This is a genomic window from Streptomyces macrosporus (assembly GCF_039533145.1).
GTDB classification, from domain to species: domain Bacteria; phylum Actinomycetota; class Actinomycetes; order Streptomycetales; family Streptomycetaceae; genus Streptomyces; species Streptomyces macrosporus.
The window spans coordinates 89,924-108,800 of the sequence record NZ_BAAASZ010000011.1; the positions used below are offsets into that span (position 1 = coordinate 89,924).

The following is an 18,877-nucleotide window of genomic DNA, read 5'->3' on the forward strand; positions in this document are numbered from 1 at the left end:
CGGTGCAACCTGTGCACCATACCAAGTGGTCGATGGAGAGCCGCGGTGGTGCGACGGGCAGGGGCCTCTCCCTGGCGCCGGCGGCGGTGCGGAACGACCAGGCCGGTGCCCCGACAGCCGCCGCCCGCGATCACCGTGGAGGTGGTGCCGACGGCCGCCTTGGCACCGGAGTCCTCCCGGACCCGGCAGTCGCCTGCGTTGCCGGGCACCGGCTTCCCGACGGCGACGACCGTGGGGGTCCCCCGGACGGAGTCCGGGGGAGGGGTCGACATCGATGGCGACCTGGTGGTGGGTGGAGCAGCGGTGGTTCTTCGACTGCTCGGCGACGGTGTGGTCGCGGGCGGGGACCGGGGTGCCGTCCACGATCGGCACGGTGTCCGTACGGAATCACCGACGTGGCCGGAGCGCGAGAGCCGGTCCAAGGTGATCGATGATGCGGTCGGCCGCGGATTTCGAGATACCAAAGAGCGGGGCGAACCGGCGCGGGCTCGGCCCGGTGAACGGGGCTGCCCAGGAGGGCTCCGACGCCGTGCCCGCACCAGCCACACGGAGATCATTCCACTTGCCGCCGCCCTTCCCCACGGCCGATCCTGTGTACGCGATGAGCGAGGAGGACGTGGTGGGGCTCGTTCTGTTCCCGGGAGACGGAGACATCACCAGCCCGGACGTCTCCTGGTCCTACACGGGCTTCAACGCATTCCGGCGGCGATTGGCGCAGGCCGAGGGGTTCGACCTCTCCGGGATGTGCGGCTTCGGTGGACAGCGCCCGTGGAGCGACGTCTCCACCACGCTGACACCGCTCCTCGACCACCCGGACGACGACGGCCCGGACCTCACGCCCGCCCAATGCGCCGCGATCCTGCCCCGCCTGGAGGAGATCGCTCACCAGTGGCAAGAGGGGGGGCAACGATCCGCTCCTCCAACGGCACATCGACGACATCCGCCGGTTGGTGGTTGTCCTACGGCTCTGCGTGGAGAAGGACGTCGACCTCCTCTTCGGCTGATCGACCAGCGATGGGCGCCCTCTCACCGTCGGCTCACCGAGTCTCGCTGCCGACGCCGTGACCATGAGAGTTACGAGACAGCCCGTGGGAAGCTCCGTTTGGATCAGGGCAGGGGCGAGTGATGGTGGTCGTTTCCGGATGGCAGGCTGGGACGATGAGAGCCTGGAGCACCTCGACCGAGAACGACCTGCGGCATTTGCTCAATGAGTGGGATCCGATCGGCGTCGCCGATGCCGTGCAGGACGAGTACGACTGCATGCTCGCCCCTCTGCTTCAGCGGCTCCATGCCGGCGCCGACCAGACCGAGATCGGTGAGTTCCTGCGGCACGAGCTGGAGGACCACTTCGGTCTCGATCCTCTGGGCCCGGGGCCGGAAGCACTGGCCGCCCGAGTGATCGCCTGGTGGAGGTCTGCCGGTCCGGCCGATGACACAGCCGGCGCGTAGCCGCTCCCTCCCGATCGTCTGATCGGTGGTCCGGGCGTGTCGTCGGCCGACGCGCAGGGGCGCGGATCGAGCCGTTGCTCCCGGACCGGACGCCGCAGCGGGGCGGTCGCCGCCCTGGCGGCCCGGGCGGACACGGACGAGGACCTGAGCCGGGCGGTGTCGGTGGACCGACACCATCGTGTGGGCCCACCGGCAAGCCCGTGGCGGCAAGGGCGGCCGACCCGTCGGCTTCGACAAGACGATCGACACGCGCAGAAACGAAGTGGAGCGGACCGTCACCGCCCCGAAGAACGTCCGGGCCGTGGCCACGAGCTTCGACAGACGCGCCCACGTCTTCCACGGCACCGTCATCGTCGCCCCCGGCCCGACGCCGGCTCCGCTCGTGATCCGCCGACTGGCTACTCGTCCGCGCCCGCAGCCGACGGCGGTACCTCGACGACGAAGAACAGGAAGCAGGTTTTGGTCGAGAGGTCATGGAAGCCGTCGGGGAACAGTTCACGGGCGGCCGGGTCGGGCTGCGGCTCGCTGATGACGGAAAGACGGAAGCCGGCGGTGGTGAAGGCATCGGTCATCGCGTGCAACGGCCTGCGCCAGAACCTCATCGGGACGGACTGGCCGTTGACCGTCCAGTCGAAGGCATAGCTGGTGGTCGCGAAGTAGTCGGGCCGAGGATCGGAGATGGTGTAGGCCACGAACGGGTGGTCCACCGACGCGATCAGCCGGCCGCCGGGCCTGAGCACGCGCCGCAGCTCGGCCAGCGTCGGCCCCCAGTCCTCCAGGTAGTGCAGCACCAGCGACGCGACCACGTCGTCGAACGCACCGTCGGCGAACGGCAGGCGGTCGCGCAGGTCGACCAGGTGCAGGGCCACGTCGTCGCCGAGCCGCCGCCTGGCCAGCGCCAGCATCCCGGCGCTGGCGTCGATGCCGGTGACGACCGCACCGCGGTCGCGCAGTGCGGCGGACAGGGGGCCCGAGCCGCAGCCGGCGTCCAGGATCCGACGGCCGGCCACGTCTCCGGCGAGGGCCACCATCGCGGGCCGCGCGTAGTACGCGTTCACGAGGTTGTTCTCGGTCTCCGCCGCGTACGCCTCGGCGAAGCTGTCGTAGTCGTTCACCCGGGTCCGATCCGCAGGCCGGGCGAGACTCTCGGGCACGTCGGTTGCGTGGTCCATCGTCGCAGCCTAGTCGTCACGTGGTCCGCCGGACAGGGCCGAGGAGACCGCGCGGGACCCGGCTGCGGCGACGGCCAGGGCCGCGCCCGGGGCGTGGGACGCGGTGCGGCGGGCCGGGGCGCGGTGGGCGGTGCTGTGCGTCGCCTGCGATGCGGCCGTCTGGGCGGGCCGATCATCTTGGACACCGACCTGAAGTACACGGCTCCGGAGTCCTGGGCGGTTTCGTCGAACCGGGACGTGCCGTCCGTGGTGACCACGACGGTCGGGCTGTTCGAGTCGTTGTTCTCACCGGCCGGCGCGGACGCGGCGCCTGCACGACCTGGCCGGCTCGGTGATCGTCCTGGACGAGGCGCAGGCGCTGCCGGGCCGTCTGCTCGCGCCGATCCCGAGCGGCTGGTGGGGGGCCGGTGGATCACTTCGGGGTCACGGTGCTGCCGGCCTCGGCGACCCGGCCGTCGTTTTGGGGGCTTTCGGCATGGGAGGGCTTGGAGCGGGAGGCGGCGACGCGGTGACCGAAGGGGACTCCCCGGTCCGGGGGCGTACAACCGCGTCAACAGGGCCGCCTGGCGCTCGTTCGGTTTCGCAACCCCTGAGCTGCCAGGAGGTCCTGTCCTCATGCCGATTCGACTCGGAGGTCACCCGGTCTCGGGATGGATGTTTCGATCCGCGCGTTCCACAGCCGAAGGAGCAACGGCCAGTGACGCCGAACCCCTGCCGAGGAAAGCCTCCCTCTCACGCACCACCTGACGAGAGGGCGCCCTGACCTCCATCACTTCGTCAGGAGACCTGCTTGGACGACCACGTCTACTCTGCGGTCCGCACCACCCACAGCGTGCGGAAGGCGATCGCGTGCCGCGCGTGATGCGGGGACCCGAGGCTCAGTCCTGCCGGCCCGGCTGCGGCTCCCTGGTGAGGCGGGTCCAGCCCGCCGGCGGTGCCAGGAGCGTGCGGACATGGGGCTTTCGTCTCCGGAGCCGCACGTCCCCCCGGTAGTTGCGAAGGACGAGGTGGCCGAGATGTTCCAGAGCCCTGACCGCGAATCCGTTCGCCGGGCACATCCCTTTCCCCTTCCCGAAGGGAAGGTAGGACCGCTTCTGGTCGTCGGTCGGTTTCTCCCAGCGCGTGGGACGGAAATCCAGCGGCTCGTCCCACACGGCCGCCGACCGGTGGAGCGCGTGCGTGCCGATCAGGACGTGTTCGCCCTCGTGAACCGGGACGCCGCCTATCTCGTGATCAGTGGCGGCCACCCTGACCAGACGCCACGCCGTCGGATAGAGGCGTAACGTCTCCTTGACCAGGGAACGGACCTGTTCCGGTCGTACCGTTGGGCCGTTGTAGCCGTGCTGAACGCCGAGCAGCACCACCCATTCGAGGGCCACGCCGGTGAAGCCGACGGTGGAGAGGACGAGCCGTTGCAGCAGCTGCGCGCGATCGGCCGGGGACAGTTCCCCGCGCAGGCGCAGCACCACGTCGACGAGATCCTGCGCGTCGGCGCCCTGTGCCGGCAGCCGCCCCAGCTGTTCGGCGAATCCGGCCCGGATGAGGGGGACCGAGCGGTGGGAGCGCCGCACCACGTGACCGACGATGTCGTCGGGGACGATGCTCGACGCCACGTAGGCATCGACGAGAGAGTTGATCTCACTGTGGCGCCGGTGTGCTATCACCGGCGCGAAGTACCGCCGAACCACCCGGACTCCCCAACGCTGGTGCCGCAGGCGGCCGCGGCGGTCACCCGCCTCGCGGATGGCGGAGTCGATATCGAACGACGCGTGGAGATCGTGACGGGCCAGAACCTTGAGCAGTTCGCCTGACGCCTCGGCTCGCAGCGTCTGGGGGAGGGGAGTCGATCCGAGACGGAAGAACCCGGACTGCGGCAGATATGTGTCAGCCGAATCGACCAGCACGTCCCGGGCCGCGTCCGCATCGGCGACGAAGAGGGTCCCGAAGCGGAGCCTGAGCGGACCATCGGCGTCCGCCGCCAGGTTCTCCCATCGCCGAAGGTGGTGCCACAGGCTCTGCCTGTCCAAGAACACGAGATCTCCCGCCCGTCTGACAGGAGAGGGGACGCACGGATCCGGCCGTGCATCCCCTCCCGCACGGAGAGCCTGTTCAGGCTTTGTGCCCGTGCCTGTCGCCGTACTGGTCGCGACGAGCGCGCGTTTCACCGCTGAGCACCTGGATGCCCCTGGTGACCCGCGACATTGTCGTCCTCCCGCTGCGCGGTGCTCTGCGCTGTCCGGCCCGGCGTCAGTCCTGCCGCCCGTATCCGACGAAGTATCCGTGCCGGCGTGCGCGCATCTCACTGCTGAGCGCCCGAAGACCGGCGGTGATCCAGGTCATGATGATCCTCCTCTCGGCCGGTGGTCTCCGCTGTCCGGCCTGGCCCGCGCCTCTGGGCCCGCCACCGCACGTCCGAGCGCGTGGTCAAGCCCACTGATATGCATGCGGTCGGCCATGGGCCCACCTCTTGCGCCATGACGCTACTCACATGGCGGAACCGGGTGAACCGGTGAAACCGGCCAAGGACAGCGATGCCACTGGCTGCCCCTGAGGTCTGAAACCACCCGGTGCGAGGCCGGCCCACGAGGTCGTGTGGAGCCGGGGTCCCGGGCGAATGTGCCGCGTCTCGAGGACGCGAACCCGCCGGCGTACTCGCGTCCGGTGTTCGTGCGCGGGCCGGCGCACGGCCGCAAGCCGAAGAGGTACGCGGGTGGTTCGCGCACTGTGTGCGGACCGCCGTCGGGATCTCGGTCGTCGGCCCCGGCGCCTTCACTGTCATCGGGACGGTGCCGGAAGGCGGCGTGCTCTCGGCGTGGACGGGGAACGAGGCGGAACACTCGGATGTCCCGGGCGGCGAGTCGGGCGTAGTGGTCGTAGACGGGAAGCACGGCGAGAATGTGAGGCCGTTCGGCCTGCTGCTCGGCAGGAGTGAGGGGGCGGGCGGTGACGTACACGCTGCGGCCGCGCCAGTGCACAGTGGCGCGGGGGTGGTGGAGGAGGTTGGTGCTCCAGACCGGGTGGCGGGAGCGTCCGACGTTCGTGGCGATGACGAGCCAACTGCCGTCGTCGTGCTGGAAGGCGCACAGAGGGGTGGAGTGGGGTCGGCGCGTGCGGTGGCCGGTGGTGGTCAGCAGCACGGTCGGCAGGAACAGTCGGCTGGGCAGGAAGCGTCCACCGGTGAGGCGGTGACATGCCAGGTCGAAGGGGTCAGCAGGTGCGGTGCCAGAGCCCGGAAGGTGCGAGTCCGGCCGATGCGTACGGTCAAGGGATGGATCACGCGGCGGCCCAGCCGGTGGTGGCTGGTGAGGGTGGACTCGTTCCGTTCCATGGGCTCACACCGCGAGCATGACCCCCGCCGTCAGAACCGTCCCGAGTGCGGTGCCCGCGCACACCTGAAGCCAGGTGTGCGCCCCCAGCCGCACTCGGGACCAGGCGATGAGCGCGACGAGGGGATAGAGAAGAGCGCACCACGGGTTCAGTCGCACGACGAGCAGCGTGATGCTGCCCGCGGCGGCACCTGCGTGCAGCGAGATCTTCCCGAAGCAGGTGCACAGCGCCACGGCGGCACCGCCGACCGGCGCCATCGCGGCCGGGGCCAGGAGTTCGCGCGGCGCCCCCAGGTGCCGGCACAGCAGCCAGACCCCCGCGGCACCGAGCGTGGCGCACACCAACGGCCATCTCCGGTCGTCACGGCGGCTCAGGTGCACATCCGGCCACCAGCCCCGCCGCACGCCGAAGACGATCACGGCCACGCCCAGTGCCCCGCACGCCACCGCGGTCAGCCCCCACACCAGTCCGGCCGGGCTCGGCCACGTGGCATGCCAACTCACCGCACAACCAGCCGCGACGGGTAGCACAGGGGGGCAGAAGAGAATGGCCAGGTGCCGCGCGAGCCGGTCCGCGGGACCGGCAGTGGTGATCGTCGCCATGACCGGTGAACGAGCGGAGGCCTCCGAGGTTGTCACGCTTGCCTCATAAAACGACCAGTCATCACTTCGGATGAACTTACCGATGAGGTCGTAACCCGAGCGACGTCCTGTCGTCAGACACCGCGACCACGGCACGGACGAGAGGAGAACGCCGGTGATCACCTGGAAATGGCCGCTACCGCAGGGGGTGCCTCGTCCGCGGCTCGTTCCCGAGCGCGCCGGACAGGGCAACGGCGAGCGGTCCCGAACACCCTCGCCGGCCCGCCCGCGGCACGTGGCACTCATCCTGGACGGCAACGGCCGCTGGGCCGCCGCCCGAGGACTGCCCAGAGCCAGCGGCCACGAAGCAGGGGTACGCGCGCTGTTCCCCGTACTCGACACGTTGCTGGAGGAAGGCATCGAGTACGTGTCGCTGTTCGTCTTCTCCACGGAGAACTGGAACCGTCCCCAGGAGGAACTGCGGAACCTGCAGCGGCTCGCCAGGCGCACCGCGCACTCGTTCCGCCGGTACGCCGACCGAGGTGTGCGCTTTCGGTGGCTCGGAGCGGAGGACCGGCTGCCCGGCCGCCTCGTGGAAGCCCTGCGCCGCGCGGAGGCCGAGACGCGCTCCAATCAGTCGATGACCGTGGCGTTCTGCTGCAACCACGGAGGTCGCGCGGAAATATCCCAGACCGCCGCCGCACTGGCTTCCGCAGCGGTCAGCGGAACGCTGGATCCCGGCGCCATCGACGAGCAGGTGTTCACTCGGCACCTGCCCCATCCGGAAGTCCCCGACATCGACATGCTCATCCGCACCTCCGGTGAGCACCGCATCTCCAACTTCATGCTGTGGCGCGCCGCCTACGCCGAGATCTTCTTCGTCGACACTCTGTGGCCTGACTTCACCGGCGAGGAACTACGTCACCTGATCGACGACTTCGGCCGACGCCGGCGGCGCTTCGGCGCCATTGCCGCCGGTGGCTGAAGCCCACCCACTCCACGAAACCAGCACGTCCGGCTGCCCGGATCGGCGGTCGCCCGGCTCCACATCGGGACCACACCGCAGGCGTCTTCCTCTGGTCCGCCCGATGATCCATACGAACCGATCAGCCCCAGGTGAGCGGGTCGAGATGGAGGTAGAAGCGCAGGCGGTCGTGGTCCAGGGCGATGCCGTACCTCTCGGCGAACGCCACGTCCGCGGCCCGCGCCCGCTCCTCGTCCAGCCATGTCTCTCGTGCGTTGGCGAACAGCAGTGCCAGGTCGGCGTAGCGGTCGGCCAACCCGAGGCGGCCCAGGTCGATGAAGCCCGACACGTCCAGGGTCCGCGGGTCCAGGATGATGTTGGGCAGGCACAGATCCCCGTGACAGACGACCGTGTCGGCGACCTCCTGCTCCCGTCGCCGCGGGACCTGCGGGGTGAGGCGGGCCAGCAGTTCCGCGGCGGGCGTGTGCTGCTGCTCGACGGGGAGGAACTCCGGATTCACGGCATCACGGGCCACGACGTCGCGCGCCACGGCGACCATGGCGTCCAAGCCCCGGCGGAACGGGCACTCCGACACGGGCACCTCGTGCAGCCGACGGACCGCATCCGCGATGCGCTCCCAGGCGACCCGCAGGTCCGCGGCGGGCACCTGATCGGCGGGGACGCCGAAGACGGCACTGGTCACCAGGCAGGCACCCGCGTCACCGGAGTACCAGTCGAGCACCCGGGGGCCCGGTACGCCCTGACCGCTCAGCCATGCGACCCGGTCGCGCTCGGCCTTCAGGCCGGCTGCCTCCGCGGCGGGTACGCACTTGGCATACCGGGTGGCGGCTGCATCGCGAAAGACGGCTGCTCCCGACTCGCCCGTGGTGACAGGCAGCCACTCACCGCCGGCCACGCCGAGCAGCACCGGCGATACGGCCTGAAGTTCGGGATGATCGCTCATAGCGGCCACTCTAGCCGGCCCGGAGCCGCGGGATTCCCGTCCCTGCCGCGTACCCGGCGTGCGGCAAGGCGTGAGGCGGGCCGGGCGTCATCGAGCGGAAGAGGGTACGGGACTCGTTCGGGCCGCGCTCCGTGCGGCCTGGGGTCGGTGAGGCGCGGCGTTCCCCTTGCCTGACCGGGCCGAACGGGGCTTGCCGCCTCGGTGCCGAAGGCGTTCGGGGTGCGCCGGCCTCACTTCAAGGTGGCGAGGTGATCGGCGGTGCCTCCACGCCACTCGATCAGCAACAGGGTGGCGTCGTCCGTGGTCCGTCCGCGTGCCTGTTTCAGCGCGTGCGACAAGGAGCGCACCACCGCGCGCACGCCCGTCTCGGTGCGCTCGATGCGGTTGACCCAGGCGATGAACCGTTGTTCCCCGAATGGCTCGCCGCCGGGTGCGTGCTCTTCGAGCAGGCCGTCGGTGAAGCACAGGATCCGATCGCCGCGCCGCAGGATCTTCTCGCTGACCTGGGGGGTGTAGCCGCCGAGGCCGACGGGCAGAGTGGTGGGGCTGTGCAGGTGCTGGACGACCTGGTGGTCGCGGATCAGCAGCGGTGGGGGGTGGCCGGCGTTGACCCACTGCAGACGACCCGTGGTGATGTCCAGGCTCAGCATCTGGGCGGTGACGAAGTGGTCGGGCCCGAACTGGTCGTTGATGGCCCGGTCCATGAGCGCGTAGATCTCGGTCAGGCCGACGTAGGCGCGCCGGGCGTGCCGGTAGGCGCCGATGGCGACACTCGCCATGGTCGCGGCGTCCAGGCCGTGACCCATGGCATCGATCATGGCCACGTGCAGGATGTCCTCGTTGAGGGCGTAGTCGAAGCTGTCGCCGGCCACGTCGTAGGCGGGCTCCAGGATGCCGGCCAGCGCGGCCTGCGGAACGGACAGCGCCAGGGGCGGCAGCAGGGCCCACTGGATCTCCCCGGCGATGCTCATCGGCTCGCGGCGACGGGCCAGGTGGAACAGGTCGGTGTACCCGTCCTTGGTCACCACCATGTCGGCGACCAGGGTGGCGAGCCTGCGCAGCAGTCGCAGGACACGGTCATCGACGCGGTCCATGGTGAGGGCGAGCACGCCCACCTGGTCACTGCCGTCGATCATCGGCAGATAGACGCGGACGCCGTCTTCCTGTGCCACCGTGACCGGAGTCTGCTGCAGGAAGGCGGTACCGGCCGGGGAGTCGCCGATCGGCTCCGAATCACCGACGGCCAACCGCCTCCCCGGCAGCGGCACCAGCAGCAGTTGGTCGTAGTCCTGCAGCAGGAGCGACACCTGCCGGCCGCCGATCCTGGCGACCTCTTCCGCGACCAGCGGGGCGACCAGATGTGGCGGCAGTTCGTACGCTCGGTCCAGCAGCACCCCCAGCAGCTGTTCCTCCCGCCCTTCGAAGGGGTCCGTCGCTTCCTTGCCGGGCTGTCGTCCACTGCTCTCCATGGCCGCACCTCCTGTGGTCCGGTGTCGGCAGATACGACCGTAATCAACGAGCACAGTTTGACCAGGTCGAACGAGCCGAAACTCCGATTGCGCCACCAGCGGTATCGGCCGGAGGCGCCGGGCGGAGGAAACCGGTCCGGGGGAGAAGGGCGGACGGGGGGCCGGCAAGGCCACCGGCGGGCGGTGCCGGAGCGCCCGGCGGAGGCGGACCGGACCGCGGAGATGGTGTGCCGGACGGGGGCGCCGGTGGCCGGCGCGACGGCCGAGCATGCGGTGCGGTTGCCGGGGTGGGCGGGGGCGGAGGGCGCCGCCCGGGCGGACGTCACCCGGCCGTATGCGCGAGGATGGCGGTGGCCAGTTCCTCGTGCACCTCCGGCGGTAGCGTGTGCCCCATGCCCGCCACGATCATCAGCCGCGCATCCGGGATCCGCTCGGCGATGATCGCGCCGTGGCCCGGCTTGGCCGGCTCGTGGCTGCCCTCGATGACCAGCGTGGGCGCCTTCAGCCGGTGCAACACGTCCACCGGCTCGAAGTCCGGCGTGGCCGCTGCGGCCAGCCGGTGGTTGACCACCGCCGACAGGTCGCGGGCCCGGTCGTGGATCCGTTCCTGCAGCCGACGCGCCGCGTCCTCGTCGAAGGGCAGCCCGGTGCCGTGCAGCACGCGCTGTTCGGCGATCATGCCGTCGATCCGGGCCCGCCGGTCCTCCGGCGGTGGGGCGGCCATCAGCGCACGGTAGAAGGCCGTGAACTCCGGCGCCGGCTCGGGCAGGCTCCCCTCGGGCTGCGGCTGCCCCGTCAGAGCCCGCATGATCACCCGACCTTCGCCGCCGCCGAGCGGTGAGGAGCCGATGACGGTCAGCGAGCGCACCCGCTCCGGCCGCTCCACCGCGACGAACTGGCCGAGCAGCCCGCCCGCCGAGTGGCCGACCAGGTGCGCGCTCTCCAGGCCGTGGGCGTCCAGCACGCGGTACACGTCGTTCTTGATGTCGTCCCACGTGTACGGCTCCGCCGCGAAGTCGACAGTGCCCGACATGCCGGTGTCACGGTGGTCGTACCGGATCACCCGGCGGCCTCCGGCGACAAGGCGGCCGACGAACTCGTCCGGCCACAGGACGCCCTGTGACATCGACCCCATGATCAACAGGATCGGCGCGTCCGTCACGGCGCCGAATTCTTCACTCCAGATGTCCACGTCATGCATGCCTCAGAGCATGTCCGCCTCCGCTACGGGCGCCTTCCGTAGAACTACTAGTCGCGCCAGTTCCGTGCGGGAGCCGATGCCCAGCTTCGGGTAGATCTTGTACAGGTGGTACTCGACCGTGCGCGGGCTCAGGAAGAGCTGGGCAGCGATCTGCTTGCTCGACAACCCGTCGGCGACCATGCCCGCGATGCGCAGCTCCTGCGGGGTCAGCGCGTCGAGCACGGCCGAGGGCGGGGCCTGCCCGCTCTCGCCCGCCGCCCGCAGCTCACCCTGCGCGCGCCTCGCCCACGGCCGCGCGCCCGCCCGCTCGAACGTCTCCCACGCCATCCGCAGATGCGCCCGCGCCTCGCCCGGCCGCTTCGCGCGGCGCAGGCGCTCACCCAGCAGCAGAGCCGTCCTGGCCGCCTCGAACGGGTTGGTGTGCAGCCGCAACGCCTCGCCGAAGGCGTCCTCGGACGACTCGGCCAGGCCCCGGCAACGGGCCAGCAGGGCACGCGACTCGGGCGTCGCGGCGTGCACCGACCACCGTTCGTACGCCTCCAGCGACGCCCGCGCACCCGCCTCGTCGCCCGCGCCCACCGCGGCCTCGACGCGATCCGGCGCCGTCCGCCACACCACGGTGGGATGCCCGACACCCGGCCCCGCCGCGGCGATGGCCGTGAAACGGTCGTGCGCCGTCGCGTAGCGCCCCAGGCACAGGTCGAGCAGCGCCGGCGCGTACGCGGCGACCCCCGCCCGCAGACCCACCCGATGCGGTACGGCGATGGCCAGCGCCTCGCGGGCCTGCCGTTCGCAGCTCTCCTCCTCGCCTCGCAGCGCCGCCAGCACCGCCAGGTTGGCCAGGTGCGCGGCCACGGTGTTCTCATAGCCGGCCTCGCGGGCCAGCTCCAGGCCCTTCTCGGAGACGGCCTGGCTGCTCGCCAGCCGCCCGGCGATGCGCTCGGCCGTCGCCACGAACTCCAGCACGACCGGCAGCTGCCCGGTCATCCCCGACACCTTGGCCACCCGGCCGGCCCGATCGACCATCTCGGTCGCCAGGTCCGACTCGCCCAGTTGGCCGGCCGCGGCCGCCGCCCACAGGTACTCCGCCGCCTCCCTCAGCTCGCCGACCCGCGCCAGCGCCCGCCGCAGCAGGCCCGGCCCGGCAGCGTCGCCGTCCAGCGTCAGGCCGATCCCGGCCACCGTGTCCCGCAGGAATCCCTCGGGGTGCGCTGCCGCCCTCCGCCCGAGCTCGATGATGGCCGCCGTGTCGCCGACGTACGAGGCGGCCTCCGCGGCATCGGCCAGCATGTCCAGGCCGTCGCCCGCCGCCAGGATCCGCACGGCCTCGGCGGCGTTGCCGGAGTTCAGCTCGAACCGGCCTCGGAGCCGGGCGATCTCCAGGGCGAGGCCGGCATCCGCGCCGGCATGGTCGCGGGCCTCGGCCAGCAGCGACTCCGCCTGCCCCGGGCGGCCACCGAGCCAGGCCGCGACGGCGGCGTCCTTCAGGCGTGCGGCACGGGCGTGCGGCTCGGGGGTCAGCTCGGCGGCCCGGGCCAGGGCGGTGGCGGCGGTGCCGTACCCACCGCGGTCGCGCGCCCGCCCCGCGGCGGCCACCAGCTCGGCGGCGACCCGCTCGTCCTGCCCCAGGGCGGCTCCGGCCAGGTGCCAGGCGCGACGGTCACCCTCGGTGAACTCCGCCAGTACGGCATGCACCCGGCGGATCTCGGCGGGGGCGGCCGCCTCGTACACCGCCGACCGGACGAGCGGATGGCGGAAGTGCACACGCGTGCCCGAGAGCTCGGCCAGCCCGGACTCCTCCAGCTCGGCCAGTGCCATCCGTCCGGTCCAGGCTCCCGCGTTCTCCCCGGGCCGTACCGTCCGCTCGGCGGACAACCGGTCGCCGGCGCGCAGGACCAGATCGAGGTCGGCCTCCACGGCGGCGACCAGAGCGAGCAGCCGGGCGGAGGCGGACAACGCGGCCACCCGATCGCCGAACAGCCGGGCACCACCGGGAAGCGGGTCGGGCAGCGGTTCGCGTCCGGCGAGCTGCGCGGGCGTCAGACGGGCGGCGATCTCGCCCAGGGCGAGCGGGTTCGCGCGGGTCAGCGTGACGAGTTCCCGCGCCACACCGGGCCGCACACCACAGCGGGACTCCAGCATCTCGGCCGCTGCGGCTCCGGGCAGGCCACGCACCTCCACCGTCAGGGGCACACCCTTGACCGGAGCGTCCCCGCGCACGGCGAACAACATCGCGATCTTTTCCGTCCCCAGCCGCCTGGCGGCGAACAGCAGTGCGTCGGCCGAGGCCCGGTCGACCCACTGGAAGTCGTCGACCACGCAGATCAGCGCGTCCGGCGCGGCGGCTTCGACCAGCAGCGAGAGCACGCCGGCGCCCAGCAGGTACCGATCGCCGGCAGTGCCCGCGGCGAGCCCCAGCGCCGCGCGCACAGCGTCGCGCTGCGGTTCGGGCAGCGCGTCGAGCGAGCCGGTCACCGGCCACAGCACCTGGTGCAGCGTTGCGAACGCGAGATCGGACTCGGCCTCGACGCCGGTGGTCCGTAGCACGCGCATCACACCGCCCCGCACGGCCGCCGCGTCGAGCAGGGCCGTCTTGCCCACGCCTGCCTCGCCCCGCAACACCACCGCACCGCCGAAGCCGTCGCGGGCCCGCGCGATCACCTCGTCGAGTGCGCTGATTTCCGCGGATCTGCCGTATAGCACGAGCACCCACTGTAGGAGACCTTCGCGCTGTCCCGCCCTCATGGAGTCGCTTCCCACGAACGGCTCTCTCCCGGAGCAAGACCGGAAGCGGCCCGCACGGGCGGCCCGGACCGCCGACGCCGGACTCGTGCCTTGTGGCGTGAAGCCTCCGCCCTCGGCACGGTCGAATCCGAAGAGCAACCGGAACGCGGGACGGCTTGGGCCGCCCCGCACGCCGCGGTGGCCGCCGGGCCGGCGCCTGCCGAGACCGATGCGGAAACGGCCGCCCGCATGAACGCGCTGGAGCGCGAACGCGACGAGTCGCGAGCCCGCCCGCGGGCCGTGGCCACGGAACCCGACCTCCTCAGCAGGTTGATTGCCAGGACGGCGGCGGCGAACACAGGGGGCACGAGGTGGAACGCCCGCTTCCTCCGCCTGCTCTGCTGTTCCCACACGCTTCGTGGTTCGTCCGGGAGCTTCGTGCTGTTGGTCAGCGCCTGCATACCGATCATGAAGAACGCCGTCGCCGCGAGCGCGATCAGCCACCAACCGGACTCGGGGATCGAGAACAGCATCTTCCCACCACTCCTTGATCACATAGCGGCTGTCCGTCCGGTGAGCGACGCAACCCCGCTGTGCCGTCGAACCGTTCGGCTCCGCCTCGCATTCGGTGGTGACGGAAAGTCACGGCGGCGATGAACAGGCCACCTCGAGTTCGCGAACGCGGGACGACCAGACGCCCGTCAGGCCGGCCGGCCGTCGAGACGGGCAGCGGCAGGAGCGAGACGTATGTGGCCGGCGCGGTGCTACTCCACCAGCAAGGCCAGCGCTTCCCTCGCGTTGTGTTCGGCGATTCCCCGCATCAGTGCGCGGTGTGGGAAGTCGCCGTCGAGGAGGCGCAGGGGACCGGCCACCAGCGAGAGGCGCATCGCGAGCATGAAGAGGTCGAGCCGTGCCGGATCGAGTCCGGGCTGTGACAACGCCGGGTAGCGCTCGCCGAAGCGAAGCCGAAGGAAGACGTGCTCCCACTCGACATCGAAAAACATCAGGCCCTCGATGTCGATGAGGACGGGGTGCCCGGAGGCATCGACCAGGACGTGGTCGGGCCCGAGTTCGCCGTGGATCAGTCGGTGTTCCCTGCGCGGGGCCACCCGTGCGGCCAACTGCTGCAGGCGATCGTGCAAGGCGGCCGCGGCCGACCCGATCCCGGGGTCGCGTTCCGCCGCCTCCCCGAGATCCCCGAGGGCACGCTCGAGCACCAGCTGCTCGCACGAAACGCCACTCGCTTTGTCGCCCCGTTCGAGCACGTCCAGCCTGCCGTACTGCCGACTGTGCCGCCGGTGCATCACGTCGAGCATCGCTGCCAGCTCGCTCAAGGCATCCGCCGCACGTGCGGGAGCCGTGTCCCAAAGCGCTTCCAGAGTGCCGCCGGCAACGTCCTCGACCACCGCCATGTCCGCCGGGAAGCGGCGTCGACTGTCGTCGGCCAGGAGGACTTCCGGAACCCGGACCCCGATACGGTCCAGCCTCCGCTGAGCGGCCAGAAAGGGGACCAGCCCGGAGGCGGGGGCGAACGGGTGGGCTTCGTCGATGTCGTCCGCAGCCGGCCAGAAGTTCTCGGCCTCGGCCCAGCTGTAGACGATCACACTCGCAGCACGCGGTCCGTCCACGTGAACCCGGTGGACCCCCTTCTTGCTCCCGCCTCGCAACCGGTCCACCCCGACAACACGAAACCCCGCCCCCAATGCCTCGTGCACGATCCCCGACAAGGCTTCGGTCTCCGTCCGGTCCTCCCGCCGCCCGTGCTCGACCACCGCGTACGGGCTCGCCGTTTCCTGCGCCGATCGAGCCGCCTGCGCGCCCGCAGCCACCATCTCCGTCATACCCCAGGACGCTAGTCACCCGGCCCGCACTCGGGGGAGCGGACCCGGTTGTCTCGTGACGCACGACCTTCGCCCCGCCTCCCCTCGTGTCAGTCCGCAGGTGCGGCGCCGACAGGCATGCGGCCCGGTCGGGACACGGCTTCGAGGGTCCGGCGGCGCTTGGCGTCGTCCCGGCGCCGGTGCTTCTCGGCGAGCCGGTCCCGGTGATCCGGGAGCATCCGGCACACGTTTCACGCGGGAGCGATGAGTTCGGGCGGTGGATCGGGTCTGCCCTGGCATGACTCGCATCATCGCCGACATCTCGGTCTCCCTCGACGGCTTCGTCACCGGGCCCGACCCCGGCCCGGACAACGGTCTGGGCACCGGCGGCGAGGCCCTGCACACCTGGGCGTTCTCCGAGGACCCCGACGACCGCCGGGTCCTGCGCGAGGCCACCGCCCGCTCGGGCGCCGTCGTCCTCGGCCGCCGACTCTTCGACGTGGTCGACGGGCCGAACGGCTGGGACGACACCTCCGGCTACGGCGCCGGCGAGGTCGGCAGGCCCGCGTTCGTGGTCGTGACGAGCTCGCCGCCGGAGTCAGTGCGGCTCACCGACCTCGACTGGACGTTCGTCACCACCGGTCTGCCCGACGCCGTCACCGCCGCGCGCCGGCGCGCCGAGGCGGCGTCGTCGGACAGCGGCAAGGACCTCGACGTCGTCCTCATGGGCGGCGGCGCCACGATCGGCTCGGCGCTCGACGCCGGGCTGGTCGACGCGCTGACGCTGCACCTCGCGCCCGTCGTGCTGGGCGCCGGGACGCCCCTGTTCACCGGCGGAGCGCCGCACACGCTGGTGCAGCGGAGCGTGACCGCGACATCGACCGCGACGCACCTGACCTACGACGTCCTCCGGTGATCCGATGACCACCGTCAACGTCAACGAGATCACCTCGGGCATCGAGTCGTTCGGTGACGACGACGCACCACTCGTCCTGCTCGCGGGCGGGACGACGATGCTCTCCTGGCCCGACGCGCTCTGCGAGCGCCTCGCCGCCGGCGGGCGCCGTGTGGTGCGCTACGACCTGCGCGACAGCGGGGAGTCGACGACGGCGGACCCGGAGGCGCCCGCCTACACCCTGCGCGACCTCGCCGCCGACGCGGCGGCCCTTGTCGACGCGCTCGGCGGCGGGCCCGCGCACCTCGCGGGAATCGGCGTCGGCGGGATGGTCGCCCAGGTGGCCGCGCTCGACCATCCGGGCGCGTTCTCGGCGCTCACCCTGGCCGGCACCCGCGCTGTTGCGCCCGGCCCGCCCGACGACGACCTCCCCGACCATGACCAGGCGACGATGAGCCGACTGTTCGCCCGTCCGTTGCCCGACTGGACCGACCGCGAGGCGGTGGCGGAGTTCGCCGCCGGCGGCGCGGAGATCCTCGGCGACGACCCCGCCGCCGCGCGCGCGATCGCCGCGCGCGTCTGGGACCGCACGCCCGGCACCGCACCGCCGGTCCAGATGGCCAATCAGATGGGCATGGTGTTCTCCAGGCTCGACTGCAAACCCCGCTGGCGCGAGCGCCTGCCCGAGATCGAGGTCCCCACGCTCGTCGTCCACGGCCGCCACGACCGGTTCTTCCCCGTCGGAAACGGCGAGGCGATCGCACGCGAGATCCCGGGGGCGCGGCTGCTCGTCCTCGAGGCGGCCGCCACTGCGATTCCTGATGCGGCGGTCGGCGAGGTCGCCGAGGCGATGCTCGCGCTCGGGTAGAGGACGGCGCGTGCCGCGCGGGTATGGCATCCGCGCGGCAGTGGGCGTCGAAGGCCCGGCACGGCCTCGCGCCCGCGCCCGCCCGTGCCGCGCAGGCGACGGTGTCCACCGCGATCGTGGACTTCCGGTGCCGCCCTTCTGCTGGACGACGATCACCTTCGCTGCCCGCCGGTCTTCGCCGCGGTGTTCGCGGCTGGTTGCGCGGCCGCGGGTGTGGTCATCCGAGGGCCTTGCGGGTGTCCGTTGGTCTCACCGCACGGCGCGGCTGCTCGGAACGCGCCACAGCGTGCCAGGCCCCAAGGCCGCTCGCAGCCGCCGCGCTCAGCGCCTTCGACTCGCCCAGCGGCGCGAGGAACGGCTTGACCATGGCGTACCGGGTGGCCAGGGCCGATTCGGGAGACGACGTGCGTCGGCCCCGCGCTGCTGTGCAGTGCGGGGCCGAAGGGGTGTTGTTCTCGCTCCCACTCAGGTCACTGGATTCCGGTGGCCCTGGTCACCATGCGTCGACGACCGGCGCGTCGGGTTCGTGCCGCCGCCAAGCCTCGTTGAGGCGCGCGAGCCGGTCCGCGGCGGCGATGCCGTGCAGGGACGCGACCTTGCCGCCGTCGACTTCGAACACCACGGTGCCCACGACCCGGTCCTCGACCACGGCGAGGACGGCCGGGGAGCCGTTGACCAGCGCGATGTGGAACGCGGGCGAGCCGCCGGCCAGCCGCCGCTTCGCCGGCGTGGGCTTGAAGCCGGCCCGCACGTAGGAGGCGACGCGCTCGCGCGTCTTGTACCGCAGCAGCCGCTTGCCCAGTCCGGCGCCGTCCGAGATCGCCGTTACGTCGTCGGTGAGCAGCGCCACCAGCCGTTCGGTGCGTCCCGACACGGCGGCGGCGAGGAACTCCTCGACGACCCGGCGTGCGGACGCGGGGTCCACCTCCTCGTTGCCGCGGCGGCGCTCGGCGGCGACCCGGATCCGGGCGCGGTGGGCATGCTGCTGGCTCGCGGACTCGGTGATGTCGAGGATCCCGGCGATCTCGGCATGGCTGTACGAGAAGGCCTCGCGCAGGACGTAGACGGCCCGCTCGACCGGTGAGAGGCGCTCCATGAGGGTCAGTACGGCCAAGGACACCGATTCGCGCTGCTCGAAGGTGTCGGCCGGGTCGAGCATCGGGTCGCCCTTGAGGAGCGGCTCGGGCAGCCAGGCGCCGGCCGCGCGTTCGTGGCGCGCCTGGGCCGAGCGGAGCCGGTCGAGGCAGAGGTTGGTGATGACCTTGGTCAGCCACGCTTCCGGCGTCTCGATCCGTTCGCGCTCTGCGGCCTGCCAGCGCAGGAACGTGTCCTGCACGGCGTCCTCGGCGTCGGTGGCCGAGCCGAGCAGACGGTAAGCGAGCGAGGCCAGCCGGCCCCGGCCGGCCTCGAACTGATCGATGGCTGCGCTGTCCATGGCGGAAC

Annotated in this window: 15 protein-coding genes and 2 pseudogenes; 6 read left to right on the top strand and 11 right to left on the bottom strand. The window is 71.7% G+C overall.

Going from position 1 to position 18,877, the window contains the following annotated elements; genetic code table 11:
• Positions 1–59: 59 nt before the first annotated feature.
• Positions 60–546 (bottom strand): annotated as a pseudogene (locus tag ABD335_RS06975) (IS5/IS1182 family transposase); the annotation flags it as partial.
• A gap of 612 nt (positions 547–1,158) precedes the next feature.
• Here ABD335_RS06975 and ABD335_RS06980 point away from each other — a divergent pair.
• Together ABD335_RS06980 and ABD335_RS06985 are read left to right on the top strand one after the other, a co-directional pair.
• Positions 1,159–1,449, top strand: coding sequence for a hypothetical protein (locus tag ABD335_RS06980; protein WP_344321213.1), 291 nt, complete (start codon positions 1,159–1,161; stop codon positions 1,447–1,449).
• Positions 1,450–1,633: 184 nt separating this feature from the next.
• Positions 1,634–1,807, top strand: a pseudogene (locus ABD335_RS06985) (IS5/IS1182 family transposase); the annotation flags it as partial.
• 40 nt (positions 1,808–1,847) lie between these two features.
• Here ABD335_RS06985 and ABD335_RS06990 read toward each other — a convergent pair.
• The 4 genes from ABD335_RS06990 to ABD335_RS07005 form a co-directional block, all read right to left on the bottom strand.
• Entirely contained in the window at positions 1,848–2,621 is a 774-nt protein-coding gene (locus ABD335_RS06990; RefSeq protein ID WP_344321214.1) for a class I SAM-dependent methyltransferase, read from the bottom strand.
• Positions 2,622–3,499: 878 nt separating this feature from the next.
• Positions 3,500–4,654, bottom strand: coding sequence for a cytochrome P450 (locus ABD335_RS06995; RefSeq protein ID WP_344321215.1), 1,155 nt, complete (start codon positions 4,652–4,654; stop codon positions 3,500–3,502).
• A 447-nt stretch (positions 4,655–5,101) separates the two neighbouring features.
• The gene (locus ABD335_RS07000) at positions 5,102–5,758 is read right to left on the bottom strand and encodes a nitroreductase family deazaflavin-dependent oxidoreductase (RefSeq protein ID WP_344321216.1); all 657 of its coding nucleotides are present in this window, start codon (positions 5,756–5,758) and stop codon (positions 5,102–5,104) included.
• Between the two features lie 195 nt (positions 5,759–5,953).
• Positions 5,954–6,451, bottom strand: a complete 498-nt coding sequence (locus ABD335_RS07005) for a phosphatase PAP2 family protein (RefSeq protein WP_344321217.1) — start codon at positions 6,449–6,451, stop codon at positions 5,954–5,956.
• 253 nt (positions 6,452–6,704) lie between these two features.
• On the opposite strand from ABD335_RS07005, the gene uppS reads away from it, so the two are divergent.
• Positions 6,705–7,514, top strand: a complete 810-nt coding sequence (uppS, locus tag ABD335_RS07010; protein ID WP_344321218.1) for a polyprenyl diphosphate synthase — start codon at positions 6,705–6,707, stop codon at positions 7,512–7,514.
• A gap of 121 nt (positions 7,515–7,635) precedes the next feature.
• Here the strand turns inward: uppS and ABD335_RS07015 are convergent, their stop codons facing one another.
• The 4 genes from ABD335_RS07015 to ABD335_RS07030 form a co-directional block, all read right to left on the bottom strand.
• The gene (locus tag ABD335_RS07015) at positions 7,636–8,457 is read right to left on the bottom strand and encodes an APH(3'') family aminoglycoside O-phosphotransferase (RefSeq protein WP_344321219.1); all 822 of its coding nucleotides are present in this window, start codon (positions 8,455–8,457) and stop codon (positions 7,636–7,638) included.
• Positions 8,458–8,687: 230 nt separating this feature from the next.
• Positions 8,688–9,926: a PP2C family protein-serine/threonine phosphatase gene (locus tag ABD335_RS07020; RefSeq protein WP_344321220.1), complete on the bottom strand. Its 1,239-nt coding sequence runs from the start codon at positions 9,924–9,926 to the stop codon at positions 8,688–8,690.
• Between the two features lie 322 nt (positions 9,927–10,248).
• Positions 10,249–11,127, bottom strand: coding sequence for an alpha/beta hydrolase (locus ABD335_RS07025; protein WP_344321221.1), 879 nt, complete (start codon positions 11,125–11,127; stop codon positions 10,249–10,251).
• A gap of 3 nt (positions 11,128–11,130) precedes the next feature.
• Positions 11,131–13,836 carry an AAA family ATPase gene (locus tag ABD335_RS07030; protein WP_344321222.1) on the bottom strand — a complete coding sequence of 902 codons (2,706 nt, stop codon included), beginning with the start codon at positions 13,834–13,836 and terminating at the stop codon, positions 11,131–11,133.
• A 264-nt stretch (positions 13,837–14,100) separates the two neighbouring features.
• Here ABD335_RS07030 and ABD335_RS07035 point away from each other — a divergent pair, with 264 nt between their 5' ends.
• Positions 14,101–14,508: a hypothetical protein gene (locus ABD335_RS07035; protein WP_344321223.1), complete on the top strand. Its 408-nt coding sequence runs from the start codon at positions 14,101–14,103 to the stop codon at positions 14,506–14,508.
• A 107-nt stretch (positions 14,509–14,615) separates the two neighbouring features.
• On the opposite strand, the gene ABD335_RS07040 is transcribed toward ABD335_RS07035, so the two are convergent.
• Complete coding sequence (locus ABD335_RS07040; protein WP_344321224.1) at positions 14,616–15,692, bottom strand: phosphotransferase family protein; 1,077 nt, start codon at positions 15,690–15,692, stop codon at positions 14,616–14,618.
• 277 nt (positions 15,693–15,969) lie between these two features.
• On the opposite strand from ABD335_RS07040, the gene ABD335_RS07045 reads away from it, so the two are divergent.
• Positions 15,970–16,587: a dihydrofolate reductase family protein gene (locus ABD335_RS07045; RefSeq protein WP_344321225.1), complete on the top strand. Its 618-nt coding sequence runs from the start codon at positions 15,970–15,972 to the stop codon at positions 16,585–16,587.
• Positions 16,588–16,591: 4 nt separating this feature from the next.
• A complete protein-coding gene (locus tag ABD335_RS07050) occupies positions 16,592–17,434 on the top strand; it encodes an alpha/beta fold hydrolase (RefSeq protein WP_344321226.1) in 843 nt (280 codons plus the stop codon).
• Positions 17,435–17,927: 493 nt separating this feature from the next.
• Here the strand turns inward: ABD335_RS07050 and ABD335_RS07055 are convergent, their stop codons facing one another.
• Complete coding sequence (locus tag ABD335_RS07055; protein ID WP_344321227.1) at positions 17,928–18,869, bottom strand: sigma-70 family RNA polymerase sigma factor; 942 nt, start codon at positions 18,867–18,869, stop codon at positions 17,928–17,930.
• Positions 18,870–18,877: the final 8 nt, after the last annotated feature.

Excerpts from the sequence above, each read along its gene's own strand:
- ABD335_RS06980 (WP_344321213.1), top strand. The coding sequence starts at position 1,159 with ATGAGAGCCTGGAGCACCTCGACCGAGAACGACCTGCGGCATTTGCTC.
- ABD335_RS06990 (WP_344321214.1), bottom strand. The coding sequence starts at position 2,621 with ATGGACCACGCAACCGACGTGCCCGAGAGTCTCGCCCGGCCTGCGGAT.
- ABD335_RS07015 (WP_344321219.1), bottom strand. The coding sequence starts at position 8,457 with ATGAGCGATCATCCCGAACTTCAGGCCGTATCGCCGGTGCTGCTCGGC.
- ABD335_RS07020 (WP_344321220.1), bottom strand. The coding sequence starts at position 9,926 with ATGGAGAGCAGTGGACGACAGCCCGGCAAGGAAGCGACGGACCCCTTC.
- ABD335_RS07025 (WP_344321221.1), bottom strand. The coding sequence starts at position 11,127 with ATGCATGACGTGGACATCTGGAGTGAAGAATTCGGCGCCGTGACGGAC.
- ABD335_RS07035 (WP_344321223.1), top strand. The coding sequence starts at position 14,101 with ATGAACGCGCTGGAGCGCGAACGCGACGAGTCGCGAGCCCGCCCGCGG.
- ABD335_RS07040 (WP_344321224.1), bottom strand. The coding sequence starts at position 15,692 with ATGACGGAGATGGTGGCTGCGGGCGCGCAGGCGGCTCGATCGGCGCAG.
- ABD335_RS07045 (WP_344321225.1), top strand. The coding sequence starts at position 15,970 with ATGACTCGCATCATCGCCGACATCTCGGTCTCCCTCGACGGCTTCGTC.
- ABD335_RS07050 (WP_344321226.1), top strand. The coding sequence starts at position 16,592 with ATGACCACCGTCAACGTCAACGAGATCACCTCGGGCATCGAGTCGTTC.
- ABD335_RS07055 (WP_344321227.1), bottom strand. The coding sequence starts at position 18,869 with ATGGACAGCGCAGCCATCGATCAGTTCGAGGCCGGCCGGGGCCGGCTG.